The sequence below is a fragment of the Tunturibacter psychrotolerans genome (assembly GCF_040359615.1).
Classification (GTDB): domain Bacteria; phylum Acidobacteriota; class Terriglobia; order Terriglobales; family Acidobacteriaceae; genus Edaphobacter; species Edaphobacter psychrotolerans.
In genome coordinates this window covers 1,463,450-1,482,480 of the sequence record NZ_CP132942.1, presented here as the reverse complement: position 1 = coordinate 1,482,480, position 19,031 = coordinate 1,463,450, and the positions used below count along the sequence as shown (strand labels likewise).

Here is a 19,031-nt window from a genome sequence, read left to right as displayed (position 1 = left end):
CCTTTCAAGGTGAATCTTCTTATACTCTTCATTTTATTTGTAACTAAAAATGATACTATCTTAGCATTTTGCTTCCGGATCAGCGCGCATGGCCTGAAGCAGGGTATTGATGGGCTGGGGCGATGCAATCTGAGGCTCAGAAGGATCGCGTTTCAAATGCTTCAAGCGTCGCCAATTGGCGCCCTAATATCCTATTGCGATTCGCACTCGACTGGATATGCGATGAGGAGCGTCGCAGAGCAGAACAGCTCTCACACGTGTAATTCCACTGAGCAAGGCCACCACCTCCGGCAGCCCCAACACTCTAGTACGCAGTCAGTCCTGCTTTTACAGTTCGACCGGCGCGTAGGAGTCGATTTCGCATTTGAGGGAGAGATTTCTTCAAAGTCGGCGTGGTCCATGATGACTGTTGCATGAATGCCTCTAGGGGGAGTCGTATTGCTTTACGAGAGCTTAGCGATCCTGGAGACCCCTGCAATAGGCGCCGCCACTTTGCACTACGCTGATCCAAGCATAGGAGGTGATGTCGCAGCGAGTGGAAATCGTCAGCCAGATCGCGGCTGAGTCGCAATCTGGCTGGACTCTATCTATCTTGCATGTTAGTTAATTTCGATCGCGCTCAACAAAGAATTGTTGACGACCGAGGTGAACGTAACTACGAAGGTGCCGGTGGAGTCCACATTTTCCGTTAGCTCCTGTATCACTGCCTTATTCTTGGCCCCCGCCGCAGCGAAGATGTCAAAATTTGTCAGCACCTGCGTTCCGTTGATGCTGATATTGAAGGTGCGGGAACCAGCAGTAGAAAAGAATGTTTCAGCAAAATGTAGCCTTATCGTGTGGCTCGATCCAGGGACAAAGCCAGCAAGCGTGTAGGTAAAATTACCCTGGCGAGCATCCTGATACACGGCCATCGGCGCGGCATTGATAACACCACTGAGATCGATGACGTTCTTGTGGGTGAGAATAGAACCACCATCGAAATCTACGTCCGCAATAAAAGGAGGAACTGCCGAACCGCCTGCGTTGATCTGGGCGCTGCTTACTGTCGGACATTGGCTGATCGAAGCGCTGGCCTGGGTTGACGTAACCGAGAGCCCCGCCAGGTCTACTCCCTGCACGACATAGTAGTAAGGCGTCTGACACATTCCCGTCGTATCTTCATACGTCGTGCCGGACACCACGGCTGCAACCTGGTTGGCGGCTGATGGGATGAAGCCTGATGTGGCGCCACGGAACACGTTGTAGTAGCCTACCGTGCAGCCCAAAGGTGCCGCGCTGGCGTTCCAGGTCAGTGCAATCGCATTGTTGGAGTCTTCCGCCGCGCTTAGACCACTCGGCGCCTGAGGCAGGACGCTGCAACTATTGCTTCCGCCTGCGATGACCGTCATCGAGTCAAGGCGGGAGATGCTTTGAGTGGCCACGTTGAAGACTTGAACTGTGTTTTGGCCAGCGTTTAGGGGGACCACGATGCTGACGGTACTAAACGTGTCAAAGTCCCCTGTGACTGGGAAGTTCAGATCCGAGGTCATCACAGTGCCGTTTACCATGATGCCCTCGGGCCGATTCGAAACACCTGGGAAAAGGCCGGTGGCGAATGCATAGCGGAACGTCAAAGTGTAGGTGCCAGCGGTCGGCACTACCACGTTCGAGAAGGTCGCCGTGCCTTCGGTCGTATAGGCCATATCGACTGTCTCTTTGGCAGGATTCATCGCGTTCGATGAGGTGATATAGGAGGGGAACCAGGAGCTCAACTGCTCAAAGCAATCGAAGCCATTGAGCAGAGCGTCTTTGAAGTAGTACTGCGTTCCGCCCGCAACGGATACACCAGCGACCGTGCCGTCGCCGCGCGATGTTGGGAACTGCGCAGGACAGGGTCCGGCCAACGCCGCCCCGACTCCCAGAGACAACAACATCAATAGGACAAGATATGACTTCTTCATTACAGTGCCTTTCGGTGACTAAATTCAGCGTTCATGGACAAACAATTGACAGGGTTTTATTACGTCAATTGCAGGGGGAGATCTAGATTCTTCAGTGGTTCGCAACAAGATGCGCGTTCATCTACCACAGTGAATTACGTAATCAAGGGGCAGATCGCCTGCACCATTTTTCAATTTCTCTTCCTACTGAATGGTGACGCCATCGGACGTTGAGATATTGAGCGTCGATTCCCGTTTTGAGGTTACGGCGAGACCGGCGGTGACAGATCCGGTCATACCGACATCCTTGGTAGAGATGAGCGTCCAATTGACGCCATCAGGAGATGCGTAGCCAGTGAAGGTGTTGCCAACTCGCTGGAGCTTGACCCATGCAGGAACGTTTAGTTGGGCCTGCCCCAGATCTGTCGTACCTCCTCCATCCGCCGTGCGAGCGATCATGGCGACACCGTGCTTTGGCGTGGCAAAGACCGCGGCGAAGGCTGCATTCTCTGCAGTGGTAGAGCGGGCCATCACCCCTGACTTGGCCCACTCGTCAGTATCAGTCTGGGTATCGACGTGCGCGATGACCGTGAAGTCGCCGCTAGCCGACTGGTAGGCGTAGTTGAACTGGTCGGCAGTTCCAAAGATGTCGCTGCCGCTGCCGCCTACCGTGAAGGTGCCTCCGTTTGCGCTGAAGGTACCAGCGGTTCCCGGATCTCCAATGTCAAGATCGGTGAACTGGACGCCGGCCGCGTTGACCGCGAGAGAGATGTTCGTGGTATGGCTCAGCGAACCAGAGGTTGCCGTGACCGGAATAATGTAGGTTCCGGGCAATGTCGAGGCGCTCGTGGCGACCGTTAGCGATGAGGTAGCCACTTCGGAAATCGAGTCGGGCGTAAACGTCGCCGTCACCCCGACCGGAAGGCTCGTAGCACTAAGAGTGACCGTGGAGCTAAAGCCGCTCTCCGACGTTGCCGTAATCGTGAAGGACGCGCTGTTTCCCGCTTGAAGCGTGGTCATTGGAGGAGTCACAGAGACGGTGAAATCCGGACTGGGAGCTGTCGATGAAACCGTCAGTGCGACTTGAGCGTCGTGGAGGCTGTTTGCGCTAAAGCTGGTGAACAAAGGAAAGTAGGCTCGCTTTGCCGCAGAGGCAGATGTAGCGATCGTGATAGTCGCCGATTGCGGTGTAGGATCGCCGGTAAAAGTGAACTGCGGCAATGTGAGCGATGTGGAGGTTGCAGGAAGACCAGAGGTGCTCATCGAGACGACGCCGGTGAAGCCGTTCACCGGCGTGACCTTGACGGTGTAGACGACCGGAGTACCTGGTTGAACGGTCTGCGCAGATGTTGGCGTAACCCTGAAGGCATAGTCGGGAGCTGTAGGATTGACCACAGTCAACGATCCCTCCCATACGTTTTCGAGCGCACCACTCTGGCCAATAACCTCGATATTCCCTGCGCCTAACATCGGAAATGGAGTCGTTGTCGTATTGACAGTTAGGATGACGGGAACGGTTACTCCCGGTGTCAAACTGACGCTGGACGTGCTGAAAGAGGCTGAGGATCCCTTATTACTGCAGGATACCTTACCCGCTGTGGTCCAGGTGCAACTGCCTGGCAGATGCGCGGCAGAGAGCTTGACGGTGCCAGTAAATGTGCTACTTGCGGTTACATTAAGGTTGTACGCGACGGAGCCACCGGGTGTTACAGTCTCGCTCGGTTCCTGCGAAGTGATCGTAAAGGTCGGAACGATCGCAGGGTTTGAGTTGGGAACATTATTTGCTGGACAGAATGTAATTTGATAGCCCGAAGAGGGTAGAGGAGCTACATTGAAGTCGCTGGATGGGTCATCAAAGGCATACCCATAGACCGAGGGGCAAGACTGCTTGAGCACGGCTCCACGGTAGTTGGTGTCCCAATTCACATTGTTGCAGGCCTGTGGCGAACCGTAGGGCCCTGCGCAGCAGTAGTTCGCCGTCCCATACTGGCTGCAGAGACTTTTGCATCCTACGACTTGTCCAGAGCTGTCGAGCATCTGCTGTCCCACAGGGCAGGAGCTGCGAAGATCTACCTGGCACGCGGCGTTGATCGCATGGGCGGGGTCCGGATCGTTGAGTTGAACGGAGAGGGGGAAGTCGAAGCCATCGACGAGGCTGATGTCGTAGTTATCTGCCCCGGTCGCTGAGCCCGTGAGTGTGAACTCAGCCAGACTTGTGTTTCCCGCTCCAGCATGCTGGCATTGGAGTCCCCCGCAGTCACCTGTCTGGCATGAGCCCTTTCCGTTGGCGTCAAAGGTGCACTGACGGCGTCCCCAAAAGCGGCCACCGACCCAAGGTGTGGGCAGTGAGGTGGTAACGGTCGCGCCGGCGGGAAGTTCTAGGCCTCCTGACGAGCCATTGAAGATAGGGGTGGGACTACCTGCGCCAGCAATCCAGACTGCTTCTGCGCAGTTGTTTGTGATGACAAATTGACGGGTCTGGGCGATGGCCATGCCGCCGAATGCACAAAGGAGGATCAGTGCCACATGAAGTGGCGTCATCCATATATGTCGACTTCGTGGTGGGAGTATTGAGAAATGCAGACAACTAAGGTTTGGCAGAAGCAAATTCAAGGAATTACCTCCGTAGAACAACACAAGCTTTCAATGAGTCTTGGGCGATCCAACTTCAAGGAACATAGGACTTCCCACGTGTGCTGTAAACGGTACGAAGGTAGTGCCACCTTTGATCGACCGAGCTATGTTCCGCTGGAACACATTCGTTACTTTTTCAGATACATATCTTTGCGTTGCCGCAGCTGGGTACACAACAATCCGTTCAACTGAGACAGGATGCGGAAACTCCCTCCTCGAGAAGGGACGGTACCGACACGCTCGACCATCCAGCCGGCAAACAATCGACTTTCAAATGGGAGAAGGGGTACTCGAGGCGTTTGAGCAGGTCGCAAGAGTAACATTCGTGCGCTCTTGATCCAAGGGAAAGGGCCTTGCTTCTTTCTGGGCAGTACCATACGAGACTGACCAGGCATAGATGCGGCAGAGTTGCAACCCCGTGTGGAGGTCTTTGTGCGAGCGATTGATATGCTCAAAACCCTACGATTCCAACCGTCGCGGTTGTTCAGGGTGGCTGCGTGGGGGGGCAGGATTTGAGTTGGGCTTGGCTGTGACCTGATCATCGCTGGTGCTTCAGTCCAATTCGGATTTCCTAAAGCTATCTCGATGCTTGAGGCCAGGGCGCAGACGCTTGAGAGCTGCATCGCCCGATTGTGTCGGCGCTCGAAGACGTCAACTCGGCTCTGGCCGAAGGTAAAGTGACCGTCCAGGCGAGACTCCGCGTCAATATAGACCTTACTTCTCGCAGCTCATTCTCGAACCGCGTGATAGCTCTACCTGCCAGTCGCAAAACATCGTTTTCGACCTCAACCTCTAATACGCATGGGCGCTTCATCTCATACCCTTGTTCAATGAAAAGGGTTTTCCTGTTCGCGGCGATTCCGTATTTCAGCAATAAGCAGGCCAGTGGCACAGCAGCAGTCGAAGTAGCGGCCTCCTCGACGACCCCTTGTGATGGATTGAAAATCCAGCATGGGCAATTGAAGACGGTAACTCCGAGGCATCCAGACAATACAGGTAACACCCCTCTCCATCTGCTGCTTGGAGTATGCGTCTGAGTCGTTTTGAGTCTGGGTTGGCCTCTGCAACGATCTCCCGATCTATTACGGGGACGAGCAGATGGGCTACTCCCGTCGAAACCACCTGTGCCCGGCAAAGACAACATTATGTTCTCATCCTGCACTCCAAGTGCATCGGCAAGCTTCGGAAGATCCTCGCAACGGCTCCGTATACAGGAGACATATGAGTAAGGGCAACCGTGACAGATTGGCTGTGCTGGCAGCGAACTTCCACAGGCAAAAGCTCCCCTCCAATCTCCTGCGTGAAGTGATTGCGGTCTTCACCCAGCATAAGATTTCCGGACTCGGCCAGCCACCACCAAGCGCCGAGCGAATTGTGTCCTGCTCGAAGACCTCGTGGCCAGCTGTAGTGAGAGATCTCAAGCTCCAATCCGCGAAATCAAAGTCTTGGGCTGAAGAATGAATTTCGTCGCGACCTGATTGAGCTCTCCGCGATTCGCCGCATGGTTGGTTCATCCAGCCTCTCGGCATTAGGGACAATAGCTACGGGGTTCCGTGCTAGCGGGCGTTCTGTGAATGCGTCGACAAAGGCATACCGGATTTGCATAGTGTCCTCTTTGGAACTGGACGTTCCTCTTCGGAGAGTTTCTAATTCCTCTTCTGAAGGCTGTAGCGACGGAGCTTAGTGCGAATCGCCTCATCGAAAAACATCGCCGCAACCCGCGCAAAGAAGATCACGAACGGTGTAAGTAGCAAAGCAACGTGAATTTGCTGTTCCCGTGCGAGATGTCTCGTCTCAACCCAATTCGCATAGATCTACATGAATGGATAGTGCGTCGTATAAAACGGATAAGAGATCCTATTGCTGATTCTACAAAGCCCCGTCAACCCATGCCAGCATGCGAATACACACCGACGATGACGTTCATTGCGTGGTCTTAAATTCTGCGTGAAGACTTGCAGTTGAATCTCCTCCGGCCCACACATCGAAATCGGAGGGTTCCACAACCCAGGTTTTCGACTGCGGACTCCAAAAATGCAGTTGTTCCGTTCCAAGAGGAAACCTGAGGGTTTTGGTTTCTCCCGCTTGGAGGAGAACCCGTTCAAATCCCTTCAGTTCGCGAACGGGTCGAGATGCCGAACCATAGCGTTGATGAATATAAATCTGTGCAACAGCATCGCCCGCGATAGAACCCGTATTCGTTACGTCGACGCTTACCTCGTTGCCATCGCTCACGCTCATCCTGTTCTTGCTGAGATGGAGGTTGGAAAATTTAAACGCCGTGTAGCTGAGACCGTACCCGAAAGGGTAAAGCGGTTTGGAAGAGACATCCCAATAGCGTGACGTGAAGCTAGGCCGATCTTCGGGGTCATGTGTCAAATTGTGGTTGTAGTAGAGTGGCTCGACGCCCGACGCGCTCGGCCAACTTACCGGCAACTTCCCGCCAGGGTTCACATCTCCGAATAGTACGTCGGTCACGGCATCGCCCCCTTGTGTGCCTGGGTACCAGGCCTCGAGTATTGCCGGCACGTGTTCAGAGGCCCAGTGAATATCGAGTGGGCGGCCATTTTCAAGCACGAGCACCACCGGCTTGCCGACACCAACAATAGCTTCTAACATCTGCTCCTGGATTCCTGGCAGATCCAGGCTGGCTCGCGAAGACGCTTCGCTGCTCATGCTCGCAGTTTCGCCCATAACGGCTACGACGAGGTCAGCGTCGGCGGCCGCTGCCTTGGCCTTGGCAATCCACTCGGCGGTTTCTTGAGGTGTAGACGGAGGTGTAGATTTCGCACCTGTGAACTGATCCAACATACTCGTGTAGACCTTCGACGGCTGAGGCCCGGCGACAAGCGTGATTTGCGCATCGGTACCCAGCCTATTCCTGATACCGGCAAGCACAGTAACGGGGTGACTCTTGGATCCCTTTCCGAATAGGCCTTCCACCGTCCATCCGCCCTCGATGTCATGAGCAGCATCTGCGAGAGGGCCAATAATGGCAATCTTTTTCAGATCCTTCGACAGGGGAAGAGTTCGGTTCTCATTGCGAAGCAGCACCATGGAACGCCCTGCCAGTTTGCGCTCGAGCGCGATACCCTCGGGACGGTTCAGGACTGCATCGACACTAGCTTCGTCGACATAGGGATGGTCGAAGAGTCCTAGATCAAACTTCGCCTCGAGAATAGGCAACACCATCTGGTCGATGTAGGCTTCGCTCACTCTGCCATCTTTCACCACCTTCGCAAGATTTTGGGAGTAGGTAAGACTAGCCATATCCATGTTCAGGCCTGCAGTGATCGCCTTATAGGCCGCGTCTTCGCCACCGCTCGCGTAGCCATGGGTGACGAGGTTTCCAACTGCAAGTGCATCTGAAAGCACAATGCCCTGGAACCCCCAATCCTTCCGGAGAACGTCGGTCAAGAGCCAATGGTTGCCACTCGCAGGCACGTCGTTCAGGTCCATATAGGCACTCATAATTCCACCCGCCCCAGCCTGAACCGCTGCATGAAAAGGAACTAGGTAGACATTGCGAAGCAACTCCTCCGGCACATAGGAAGAGTCATAGTCACGGCCGCCGTCGGCTGCACCATAACCAGCAAAATGCTTTACGGTCACCAGTACGCTGTCCTGTCCAAGCTTCGGACCTTGGAATCCACGGACCTGTGCTTGTGCCATCGCGGAACCAAGAACGGGATCCTCTCCGGCACCTTCCACGATGCGACCCCACCGTGCGTCACGCGCAATATCGACCATCGGCGTAAAAGTCCAATCAATCCCGGCAGCGCGTGCATCCTGTGCCGCCAGATGTTGTGCCTGCTCTTCGACCGATGGATCCCACGAAGAGGCCATCGCCAGAGGTACTGGAAAGACGGTTCGATATCCATGAATCACGTCAAAACCAAAGATGATTGGAATATGAAGACGCGACTTTTCGACCGCGATATGCTGAAGGCGATTGATCTCCTTAACGTCCATCTGCCAAAGAATCGAACCTACTCCGCCTTTGGCAATGAGATCATCTGGTTTCTCTTTAGCGAGGCCAGGGATCACGAGACCGGACGATTCATTGAGCTGCCCAACCTTTTCGTCGAGAGTCATTTGCTTCAGGAGAGACTCGGCCTTCTGTTTAGCCTCAGCACTGAAAGGACTTGTCTGTGCGCCGGTGGCTATGACACTAGAGAATGCGATCCAAAAAAGAGCGATTGCAGAGTATCTCTTCAACATCATGATTTTCGTCCTCCGTTTTTGGAAATATATCGGCTTCCCTGCTGCCATGATGTCGGGCATTATGCTGCTGTCCGCTTTATGCCGTAGCGGCGGGTCAACCACGCACGAACAGGCTCATCGAAATACTTAAGAACTAGCCATGCCAAAGCGATCACGAATGGCAGAAGCAGGAAGATCCAAGTCAGCAGAACGGACTTGGCTGGATGTCTCGTATGAGCGAAATTCGCAATGATATACACGAACGGGATATGTGTGATGTAAAGGGGATAGGAGAGCCTGCCGCTGAACTTGCACAACCTCATCATGCCCGCACCAGCATTAGAGTGCGCACCACAGATAATGATGAGCGGGAATAAGAACAGCACGCACGCAGCATCGTACAGACCATTGAAAGAAAGCCCGCCTGCGTTGGGAAACTTCGGCGCCTGAAAGATGACCACAAGAAGAATCGAAAGAAAAAGGAGTCCAAGTTTGGGACGGCGGATGCGGCCCTGAATACGATACAGCCAAAGCCCCATCACGAAAGAGACGGTCAGCCGCAGGGGTGCCATCCAGATATTCGGGTATCCCCAGCCTCCATCCATCGAACCTTTCATATTCGCAACCCATATGAGGAGCAGCCCGGAGAATCCGAAGATGATTCCAAGCGTGAGCGCACGCAGCCGGCGAAGAATCAGAGCGTACGCGATATTTCCGAGATACTCCTGCATGAGGGACCACGCCGGCCCATTGAGTGCCTGGCTTTCGTCCTGTCGACCCCCTACGGGAGGAGAAGGCAGCAGGAGAAGTGAAGTCACATAGGCCAGCAGTAACATCGGCGTTGAGGTGTGGTTTATCCCCTTGCCGAAGGGATCGAGAAGATAGCCGAGAAGGCCAAAGGTCGCACCCACCAGCACCAGCGGATGAAGCCGAATGAGCCGGATCCGAAAGAATTGGAGGGTAGACATTCGAGTCCATCGGTCATCGTAGGCATAGGCGACGACAAAGCCGGAGAGCCCGAAGAAGAAATCGACTGCCAGGTAGGCGTGGTGCATCAGGCTCAGAGGAGTGTCCCAACCGAATGAGTAGTTGAAGACGTGAAAGATAACAATCAGGATGGCCGCACTCCCTCTCAATCCATCCAGCACTTCAAAGTGTTCTTTCCCGGTGCTTGTCCGGTCAACTTGAACCGCGCTGCCCGTCTTACCCAGAGTTGATACGTCGTTCACTTGAGAGGTCTCCTTATCTTTCGGACTTCAACTTGACTTATGAACCGTTAGCGCAGGTACATTGCAGTTCTAACAGGGTCCATCGCGGAGTGGTTTCGGCGAGTGATCTCTCTCAATGGATCCGAAGGCTCGCTCTCAAAGGGGTGTTCCCTGAAGATGGCCCAACCAGGACGCCGTATTCGCCATGAGTCAGCATCCATGTGTCCTTCGATTCGTCGAAGGTCTGCAGTACCTGTGGATCGATGGCAACAGTGACATCCTGCGACTCGCCAGGCGCAAGAGTGACACGCTTCCAACCGACCAGGCGTTTGAACGATTCATCAGCTTCTTTGGGAAGTGTGGCGTAGACTTCCGCGATCTCAGTCCCTGCCCTTTTGCCCGTGTTTTTGAGTGTAAAGCGGACTGTTTTCGCGGATGAATCGACGCTTAGGCCGGAATACGCGTATGACGCATATGAAAGGCCAAAACCGAACGGAAACAACGGTTGCGTGTGCTGGGCTTCGTACCACTTGTAGCCGACCTCGGGACCTTCGTCGTAGTGGACGGCATAGCTGGAGACGCGCGTTTCGGAGTTCACAGCAAAATGTCCTTGGCCCTCGTCATTCGGAGGAAGGGGCGCGATTAAAGGCCGAGGAAGATCCGCCTCTCCCTTTGGGAAGGTCATCGCAAGTTTGCCAGACGGATTGACGTCCCCGAGAAGGATGTTTGCTAACGCCTTGTGCCCGGCGCTGCCCGCATACCAAACCTCAACGACCCCAGCCACCTTGTCGAGCCAGGGCATAGTCACGGCAGTCCCTGTTTCAAGAACAACAATAGTATGCGGATTGGCTGCCGCTATCTGCTCGATCAGCGCATCTTGGCTGTCCGGAAGCGAAAGATTCGGCAGGTCCATACCTTCGGACTCCCACTGATAGGCGAAGACAATCGCCACATCCGCGGTCTTTGCTAGAGATGCAGCTGAGTGCAGGTTCGTTCCCGGATTAAATTCAATTGTTGTGTTCGGCAACTTCGCTCGCAGCGCCTGTAAGGGGGAAGTCGGAAACCAGACATGATCCTGCCAATGCGTTCCGCCTTTACCAAGGGGCATAATGGCATTGCCACCCGGCGGGTCAACTTGTGCAGAACCACCACCGGAGATCATTCCGACATCCGCATGGCCGCCAATGATTGCAATGCTGTGGACCTTGGACGGAATGATTGGGAGCACGGCCTGGTTGTTCTTTAGGAGAACTATGCTCTTTTCTTCGATACGCTGCGCAACCTCAAGCCCCTTTTCTATGTTTACCACGCCCTTATGCGGAGGATCGTCGACGATTCCAGCTAAAAACTCTGCGTACAAGACCCTGCGAGCATGGTCATCGATCTCGGACAGAGGTACCCTCCCTGCGTCCACCGCCTCCTTTAACTTCAGCCCGAAATAGTCGGCCATAGGCTGCTCTTGGTCGAGTCCAGCAGAGGACGCCTTCTCCGTACTGTGCGTGCCGCCCCAATCCGAGATCACGAAGCCTTTGAATCCCCAATCCTTCTTGAGAACATCCTGCAGCGTGTAGGAATTTTCACAAGCGAAGTCTCCATTGATTCGGTTATAAGAGCACATCACGGCACCAGGATTGGCGATAGAGATAGCAATGTGAAAAGCCAATAGATCAGACTCCTGCATCGCGCGTTTCGAGATGACAGAATTCACCACGAATCGTCCAGTCTCTTGGTCGTTGACTGCGTAGTGCTTAATATCGCCGATGACATGTTGTTCTTGCTCGCACTTCATCACGTTTCCAACGACAGTGCCGGCCAGAAGCGGATCTTCACCCGCGTACTCGAAGGTCCGCCCGTTTCGGGGCTCGCGAGTGAGATTCACGCCCCCTCCCAAAGTCACGTCGAAACCCTGGGCCCGAAGTTCGCCGCCGATCACTTCGCCGAATTGGCAAGCGGACTCTGGATCCCAGCTCGAAGCTGCACCCAGATTGGAAGGCATCGCCGTCGAATATCTTCCATTTGCGCCGCTGGCTCTCACGCCGTAGCCGGCATCCGAGATGATCAGGGGAGGAATACCCAGGCGCTCGACACCTTGAGTGTAACCAGCGCCGCCATTGGTGAAAGGGGTTAGAGGCATCTTCCACTGCGACTCGCCCGACATACCATTGCCATGCACCAGCGCTAACTTTTCATCGAGAGTAAGTTGTTTCAGGACCAGCTCAGAGCGCTCCCCTGGAGATAGGTGTGAATCCATCCAAGGCCGGCTAGCTTCCTGAGCCGACGCGATACCGACTCCAATGAAGGCTGCCGTAACGACCAAAAGGGAAAGTTGCGAGTTGCATTTCTGCATCGTGTCTCCACGTCGCCCTGGCGATGCTGCGCTGGCGAGAATCAAAGCCAGAAGAAATCGCGGCAGTGCGAGAAGGGCGACTACGACTACAGAATCTAATATCAATAACGTGATGCAAAAGCTCCAACGGGTAGAAGCATGGCGCTTTTCCGATAACTGTCTATTTTGCTTGAGGTTGCCATCGGAGCGGGCGGCCATTCTCGGCATGTATCATACGGCTAAATCACTGGGATCCACCCCGAGGGATCGACCGCAGCCAACATGAAGTCATAGCGTTATTGATGAAGAGGCTAGGAGACCTACCGCCAGGTCTCGACAGCGAGGACGGTGGGAGGGCCAGCGTGGCCTTCGATGACATTTGTTTCGATCACCGCTTCCAGGTTGAGTTGGTCCCAGTTCTTAGGCGCCTTCTTTAACATCTCATCCAGATACGCAGGCTTAAAGACGACCTCGCTGGCAGCTTCGGTGCCTTCCCCTAGAATCCCCGCAATGATAATGACTGGTTGGCCCGTTACGCTGTCATGAATCCTGGCGATGATGGCATAGTCCTTTGCCAACTTTGTGTAAGGCACCTGCCACTGGAGGGTCCAAAACCTCTTCTCGGGACTCTTGCGGTCTACGAGCCTTCGCACCTGCGAATCGTACTCGAATCCGAAGGGTAGATCCTGTGTAATCCGCATGGTCCAAACGTTGTCGAAGGCGCCAATGAGCACGACGGGGCCTTCGCGTAGCTGCGTGTAGCCGATTTCTGAATCGGAAACAACGCGAAAATCGCCGCCCTTTGGGACAAGAGGAACAATGGATCGCGCCAACGTGATCACGTCCGAGACATCGAGACGGCCATAGAGGGGCATCCCGTTCGGCGTGGTGCGCTCTCGATCTACCGCATCTATCGGTTGCCCAAGGCAGTACGTGACCTTGCCCGAAGCCGCTGTCACCGGTTCCCAAAATCGTTCCAAATTCGACGGTTTCCGGGGGATTTGGATACGGCCCATTCCGAATCCTGCGAAAAGGGCCAACAACAATAATGTTGCGATAGATATCCATCGATGCGTGGTCAGCACTGTTGGAGGCGGGGCTGCCTCGGCAGATTTTAACTCGGCTGTGGGGGAATCCTGAGAAGTCACCCCGTTCCTCTGAGAGACCAGCGACGCTGATTCGAGGTTCACGGGAACCGTTGGATCCCGGAACGAGGGAACATATGAGCCTACCGAGAGTTCGACTATCAGCTCTCCGAAATGATCCGTGTTGTAGTAGTACTGGATCAACCTCTTCCGGACTTCGGCCGCAGTCGTACGGACTACAGGATCAAGGTTCACATCGTAGTTTGGTTCACGTCCAAAAGCCTCCACACCTATCGTCCGTTCCTTTAATTCGCCCGCATTGCCAAGCAGCGTTTGCTCGACCGTGTAGGCCAGAAACACGGGATAGCGCTTACTGTTCGCGAATAACGGATGTGCAAGGAGCCGCTTCAGCTGATCTCGGATAGTACTGGCATCTAACGCGAGACTGTGTCCAGCCTCTTTTTCGGATTGTGGCAACAATGGCATCGTGAGTTCTGCTGATTCTCTTCCTACTTTTCCCGGTTTTACGTCCGCCGCTGCGTCCACCTCGACGCGTTGCCGCGCAGAAGCAGGGACGGAGAACCTTCGACGACGGCATAGAGCCGGGGACCAACGTCAACCCCCCATTATTCCATATTGACAACTAGATTCCGGGGTATCATACATTCCTTTTTGATCAGTCGGTTACCAACCGTAAGTCTCTCAAATGGATGTCTTTATCGAACTAGAGATTGGTTCGGACCCGATGGCTCTTATGACGGTCTCCCCTAACGGATAGTGTCATCCTTTCTGATTCCGCACGGAACGAAAGTGGTCACGGTAGTCCCCATGTCAGCCAATAGCAACTCATCCAGAATCTGCAATCTTCTTTTGCTTTATGTCGTTTTAAGCATGCTTTTTCCTTTTGATAACACTCCCTCGTCTGTCGTTTGGGCGCAGGCGCCGACCTCAAGCTGGAACGGTGTGCTTCGCACGGACGGGTTCCTGCCCGCAAACGAGGGAACGGTGCTACTCGATTCGGGCACAAATCACTACTTCGCAGCCGTGAATACAGAAGGGGCTTTTTCGTTCCAGAACCTCAATGCCGGCCTCTACTCAGTGACTGTTCGTGTTGCTGGTAACGTCTACCGCACCGCGACCCAAGTCTCTATCCCATCAGCGGCTGTGGACGTAACGCTCAAGCTGAGCCGCGATGGCTCGGTGGAGATGGCCAGTACGGAGATTGGAAGAGTAGTTGACACCGATCAACTCACGAACAAGGGAGTGAGTGAAATCCCGCTCAACAAAAGGGACTTTAGCCAAATTCTGCTACTGGCCGCTGGAACGTCTAGTGACACCAACGGAGCCTCAAACTTCACCCAGCAGTTCGCGATCAACGGTCAGCGAGGCGTGGAGGCAACTTTCTCGCTGGATGGGGCGGACATCAGTGACCCCGAAATGGGTGGCGGCACATTCACTAATTTCAACGTAGACGCAATCCTTGACCTCAAATCGTCGTCCGGCGTCATGCCGGCTGAAATAGGTCGTGGCGCATCTGGCTATACAGACATCCAGACCAGATCCGGAACAAGCGACCTGCACGGATCGTTTTTCGAGTTTCTGCGAAACTCCGCGCTCGACGCCCGCAACTACTTCGATCATCCTTCTCCGGTAAGCCCTGGACGCATTCCACCTTTCAGAAGAAATGAGTTTGGATTTACAAATGGAGGTCCTGTTCCGATTTCTCGTTGGTCCGGTAACGGAAAGCAGTTCTTCTACTTCATCGAGTACCAAGGCTTCCGCCAAGTCCTGGGAACGACCCAGGTTCTTTCTGTTCCAACCGCAGAACAGCGATCGGGCATGGATACGACAGCATTCCCAGGAGACACGCTCCTTGTTCCGGTCAACTCCTCGATCAGCCAGATACTGGCGCGATATCCGCTGCCTAATTATCCAGCCGGAACATTTGGCGCGAACACTTACGCAACTTCATCCAAAGTAAATACGGACGCAGATCAGTTTTCAGGCAGGCTCGATTTTCAGAGCAGCGTCAAGGACCACTGGATGGCGCGATTCTCTCTCGACAATCTCAGCGGCCCAACAACGAATCCAGATCAAACGGTTATAGATCCGAGCTTCGGTGTGGAATATGTCGATCACCAGCGTAATGGAGTGTTGACATGGACACACGCTGCATCGCCGAGTCTCATGTTTGAATCATCGCTGAGTGCTACTCGAACGACACCCTCTTTCCCAACTTCCAATACAACCGACCCAGCCGTCAAATTCAACGACGCTCTCTTCGAGCCGTTCAATGCCCCAGGCGGTTCCGTTTCGAGAGACTACGGAAACTTATTCCAGGCTCGAGAGAATGTAACCTTCTCGCGCAACGCCCATATGGTCAACCTCGGTGCGGAGATTCGACTGAACCGCGACTCCGGCTATTTCGGATCGAGCCCAAATGGAGAATATGACTTTGGCGGAGGAACAGCATACTCTGGAGTGAAAATCACATCGGCAAGCGGTTCTCACACTATCAATATTGGAGATCCTCTGCCTGATACCCTGTCAGCGTTTCTTACCGGAAGCGCGTTTGCGTATACAAGAGCTGTTGCACCTAGCTATTTCTCGAATGGGCAAAATATAGGCGCCACTGCGGTAAACCGGACGGCAATCGCAGCCTACGCGCAAGATACCTGGAAAGCTACAAGCCGCCTCACGATCGGCTATGGACTGCGCTTCGAGCTCTACACGCCGATAACGGATCGGGCTCACCGTACTTCCGGATTTTACCCAGCTCCTGGCGGAGGCCAGGTTTTCTTGATTAATCCTGAACCCAGGTACCGTACGCGAATGAACAATTGGGCTCCGCGTCTGCAAGCCGACTATCGCTTGAATCCGACCCTGATACTCCATGCCGGCGCGGCTTTGACCACGATTCCCCCCAATATCTGGCAAGACAACATGATAACGGGCAATCTGCCGTTCGTGTTCTACCCTCGTGTGACAGCTGGTCCCACAGCTCTCGTCCCGTACGGATTTCAATTCACTCCAGCGCAGTTACCCCGCGTCTATACCCCTGATGGTACAGACATCTTTGCCAACCGACGGCCCAACGATGTCCCCGCCAACACGGAAGTTGATATCGCTCGTCTGGAGCAAGGAATTGCAGATGCGTCCGAAGGAGAAACGACTCCACTGAACGTAGGGGCTATCAATAGGAACTTTGGCAACGCTGGCCTCGGTACGTGGTCCCTTGGACTGGAGCAGTCCATAGGACAACTGACGCTCTCTGCCGCTTATGTCGGCACAACCGCTTATAGGCTTCCCCGCGTAGCATTTCCCAACGCCTATCCTGGCGCGACAGCGCAATTTGCACCATATACGAACTTCAATTCCGCCGGGCAGGCTGTAGGCGGGTTCGGAACCGAAGGCGAGATGACTGCGACTTCGCACTCCTCGTACAACGCTCTACAGGTCTCCGGGCAGGGTCAAGCTCCGCATGGGGGACCTGCCTTCCAAGCGAACTACACTTGGTCGAAGTCGATCGACGATACCAGCAGTGTTGGCGGGACCTCAGCCACCAGCACCGTGGGAGCAATAGCGCAGGCAGCGCCTCAGAATCCTTTCGATACTCACCCCGAACGCGGTCCGTCAGTGTTCGACACAAGGAATTCATTCTCACTGAGTCTCACGCAGTCTCTTCCGGTTTATGCGATCCACCCATTGAATCACGTGAGCAGTAAACTTACCCGCGGCTGGCAGTTGATCAGTATTTCATCTCTGTCTGGCGGCACGCCTTTTACCGTTTATACGGGAATTCAGCAAACGGGTGCAGGGTCGGCCAATGCGGACAGGCCCGATCAGATCGCAAAGCCATTGCTATCCACTGCAAGGCCCAAGAGAGAGGACTATTTCGGACGTGGAAGCGATAATGCTTCTTTTTTTTCCATACCAATTAACGTTCCGGGAGGAACCGGCCCGAATAGTGGGCGCTTTGGCACTCTTGGACGGAATACCTTTCGAGGGCCAGCCTATTACGATTATGACTTTTCTTTGGTTAAAGACACGCCGATCGGAAGAAGACAATCCGGAGCTGAACTCACCAACTTGCAGTTCAGGGCTGAGTTTTTCAACATGTTCAACATCGTGAATATGGGGCTTCCGTCGAACACAATCCTCGGGTCAGGTTTTGGCCAGATCAATCGAACGAATGGCAACTCCCGTCAGATTCAGTTTTCTCTGAAACTCGAATACTAAAGGTCTTCAAGGTGCCTACGTGCTTTCAATATCTGGCGCGTAGTTGGGACCGACATCTATAGTGTCGCGCTCGGCATTAATGACAATGAGCAGATCGCCGGTGCTTCGTTGGAAAACGACGACATGATTCCGTCAGAATTTGCGGATGGGATGACGTTTTTTTTGCTGGTGGTGGATGAGTGTTTTTACTGGGGGTTTTGAGAATTCCGGTTCGTACACGTGGTGTTTTGCTGGTGAGTTCGCGGTGATTTGCATGGCTAGGTGTGGTTCCTTGCTGGACGTTTTTGTGGGCCCTTGCAGTACGCCACGATTTTCAGATTTATTTTCGAGGTCGGTCGCTTTTAGAGAATTTTCCTCTATGGCGTAGAGCGAGGCGCTTCGAGGATACAGGGGTTCTTTGCTTCGCTCAGAATGACGACCACTTTCTACTCCAGAACATTCTTTGTTCCGGAACAACATTGAACATGCTTCAGACAGCGTGCCAGGGTTTGCTGTAGTGGGTGTCCCATTGGACGAGGTCGATGTTCATGAAGCGTGAGGTGGCGTGTCGGGTGTCCACCTCGAGGAGCATGTATGCGTTGGGATCGTAGCGGGTGGCGGCCATGGTGTAGTGCTGCGGGCCGAAGGTGTGGCCGTAGTCGATCCACTTGTGAACGTGGCCGGATATTACGAGCTGGATGTTGCTCTGGTACTTCTTCAGGAGGGGATACAGGCCGTAGTCGGCGAACTCTGTGGGGCGGTCCTGGACGAGCGGGTAGTGAATGAAGACGAAGGTGGGCTTGTGTTGTTGAAGCTGGGCTTCGAACCAGTGAAGCTGCTCTTCGCCGAGCGAACCGATGCTCGGGTTGAAGTCGGCTGAGTTGCGGTCCTGGGTGGTGCCGAGAAAGTTGTTGAGGTGGATGAATTTGTAACCTTTGTAGTCCACGACGGAGTAGGGCTCGGCGTTGAACTTGGCTTTGAAGAGGCGATGGCTCATCTCGCGGGGGACGTGCCTGACGTCGTAGTCGTGGTTGCCGAAGCCGAGGTGGACGGGCATCTTGAATCCGTCGGTGATGGCCTTGGCGTTGTCGAGGCGAGTGGTGTTTTTGAAGTAGAAGTCGTAGTCGGTGGAGGGATAGTTGTGGAAGTAGTCGCCGATGAGGAAGACTTGCTCGATTGCGGGATCGAGTGAGTTGATGAGGTCGCGTGCGGAGGTGAGTCGGGGCGTGGTGACGAGGATGCTTTCGTTGTCTTCGACGCCGTTCTCGCTGCCTTTGACGTAGAAGTTGTCGATGATGTGGGTGTCGGCGACGAGTGCAAAGTAGAACTTGTCGGGGGAAGCTGCTGCCCGGACCTGCTCAGCCCAGAGTCTCCGGGTGAGCAGGTTGCCGAGCGATGCAGCGCCGAGGGTCGTGAATTGTCTGCGGTCCATATCAAG

General features: G+C 54.3%; 9 protein-coding genes. 1 reads left to right on the top strand and 8 read right to left on the bottom strand.

Translation table 11 applies throughout. From position 1 onward, the window contains the following. Positions 1–599: 599 nt before the first annotated feature. The 7 genes from RBB77_RS06080 to RBB77_RS06050 form a co-directional block, all read right to left on the bottom strand. On the bottom strand, positions 600–1,940 hold the full coding sequence (locus tag RBB77_RS06080; RefSeq protein ID WP_353065577.1) for a malectin domain-containing carbohydrate-binding protein: 1,341 nt from the start codon (positions 1,938–1,940) through the stop codon (positions 600–602). A 183-nt stretch (positions 1,941–2,123) separates the two neighbouring features. Further along, positions 2,124–4,460 carry a thaumatin family protein gene (locus RBB77_RS06075; RefSeq protein WP_353065575.1) on the bottom strand — a complete coding sequence of 779 codons (2,337 nt, stop codon included), beginning with the start codon at positions 4,458–4,460 and terminating at the stop codon, positions 2,124–2,126. A 670-nt stretch (positions 4,461–5,130) separates the two neighbouring features. Then, a complete protein-coding gene (locus RBB77_RS06070; RefSeq protein ID WP_353065573.1) occupies positions 5,131–5,697 on the bottom strand; it encodes a PhzF family phenazine biosynthesis protein in 567 nt (188 codons plus the stop codon). A gap of 779 nt (positions 5,698–6,476) precedes the next feature. Continuing rightward, positions 6,477–8,777 carry a beta-glucosidase BglX gene (gene bglX / locus RBB77_RS06065; protein WP_353065571.1) on the bottom strand — a complete coding sequence of 767 codons (2,301 nt, stop codon included), beginning with the start codon at positions 8,775–8,777 and terminating at the stop codon, positions 6,477–6,479. 59 nt (positions 8,778–8,836) lie between these two features. Then, positions 8,837–9,985 (bottom strand): acyltransferase family protein, encoded by a 1,149-nt coding sequence (locus RBB77_RS06060; protein ID WP_353065569.1) that lies wholly within the window; start codon positions 9,983–9,985, stop codon positions 8,837–8,839. 112 nt (positions 9,986–10,097) lie between these two features. Beyond that, entirely contained in the window at positions 10,098–12,215 is a 2,118-nt protein-coding gene (locus RBB77_RS06055; protein WP_353065567.1) for a glycoside hydrolase family 3 C-terminal domain-containing protein, read from the bottom strand. A gap of 395 nt (positions 12,216–12,610) precedes the next feature. Further along, the gene (locus tag RBB77_RS06050; protein ID WP_353065565.1) at positions 12,611–13,861 is read right to left on the bottom strand and encodes a hypothetical protein; all 1,251 of its coding nucleotides are present in this window, start codon (positions 13,859–13,861) and stop codon (positions 12,611–12,613) included. A gap of 519 nt (positions 13,862–14,380) precedes the next feature. Between RBB77_RS06050 and RBB77_RS06045 the strand changes: the two genes are divergently transcribed. Then, entirely contained in the window at positions 14,381–17,614 is a 3,234-nt protein-coding gene (locus RBB77_RS06045; RefSeq protein ID WP_353065563.1) for a TonB-dependent receptor, read from the top strand. Between the two features lie 469 nt (positions 17,615–18,083). On the opposite strand, the gene RBB77_RS06040 is transcribed toward RBB77_RS06045, so the two are convergent. Then, positions 18,084–19,025: a metallophosphoesterase family protein gene (locus RBB77_RS06040; RefSeq protein WP_353065561.1), complete on the bottom strand. Its 942-nt coding sequence runs from the start codon at positions 19,023–19,025 to the stop codon at positions 18,084–18,086. Positions 19,026–19,031: the final 6 nt, after the last annotated feature.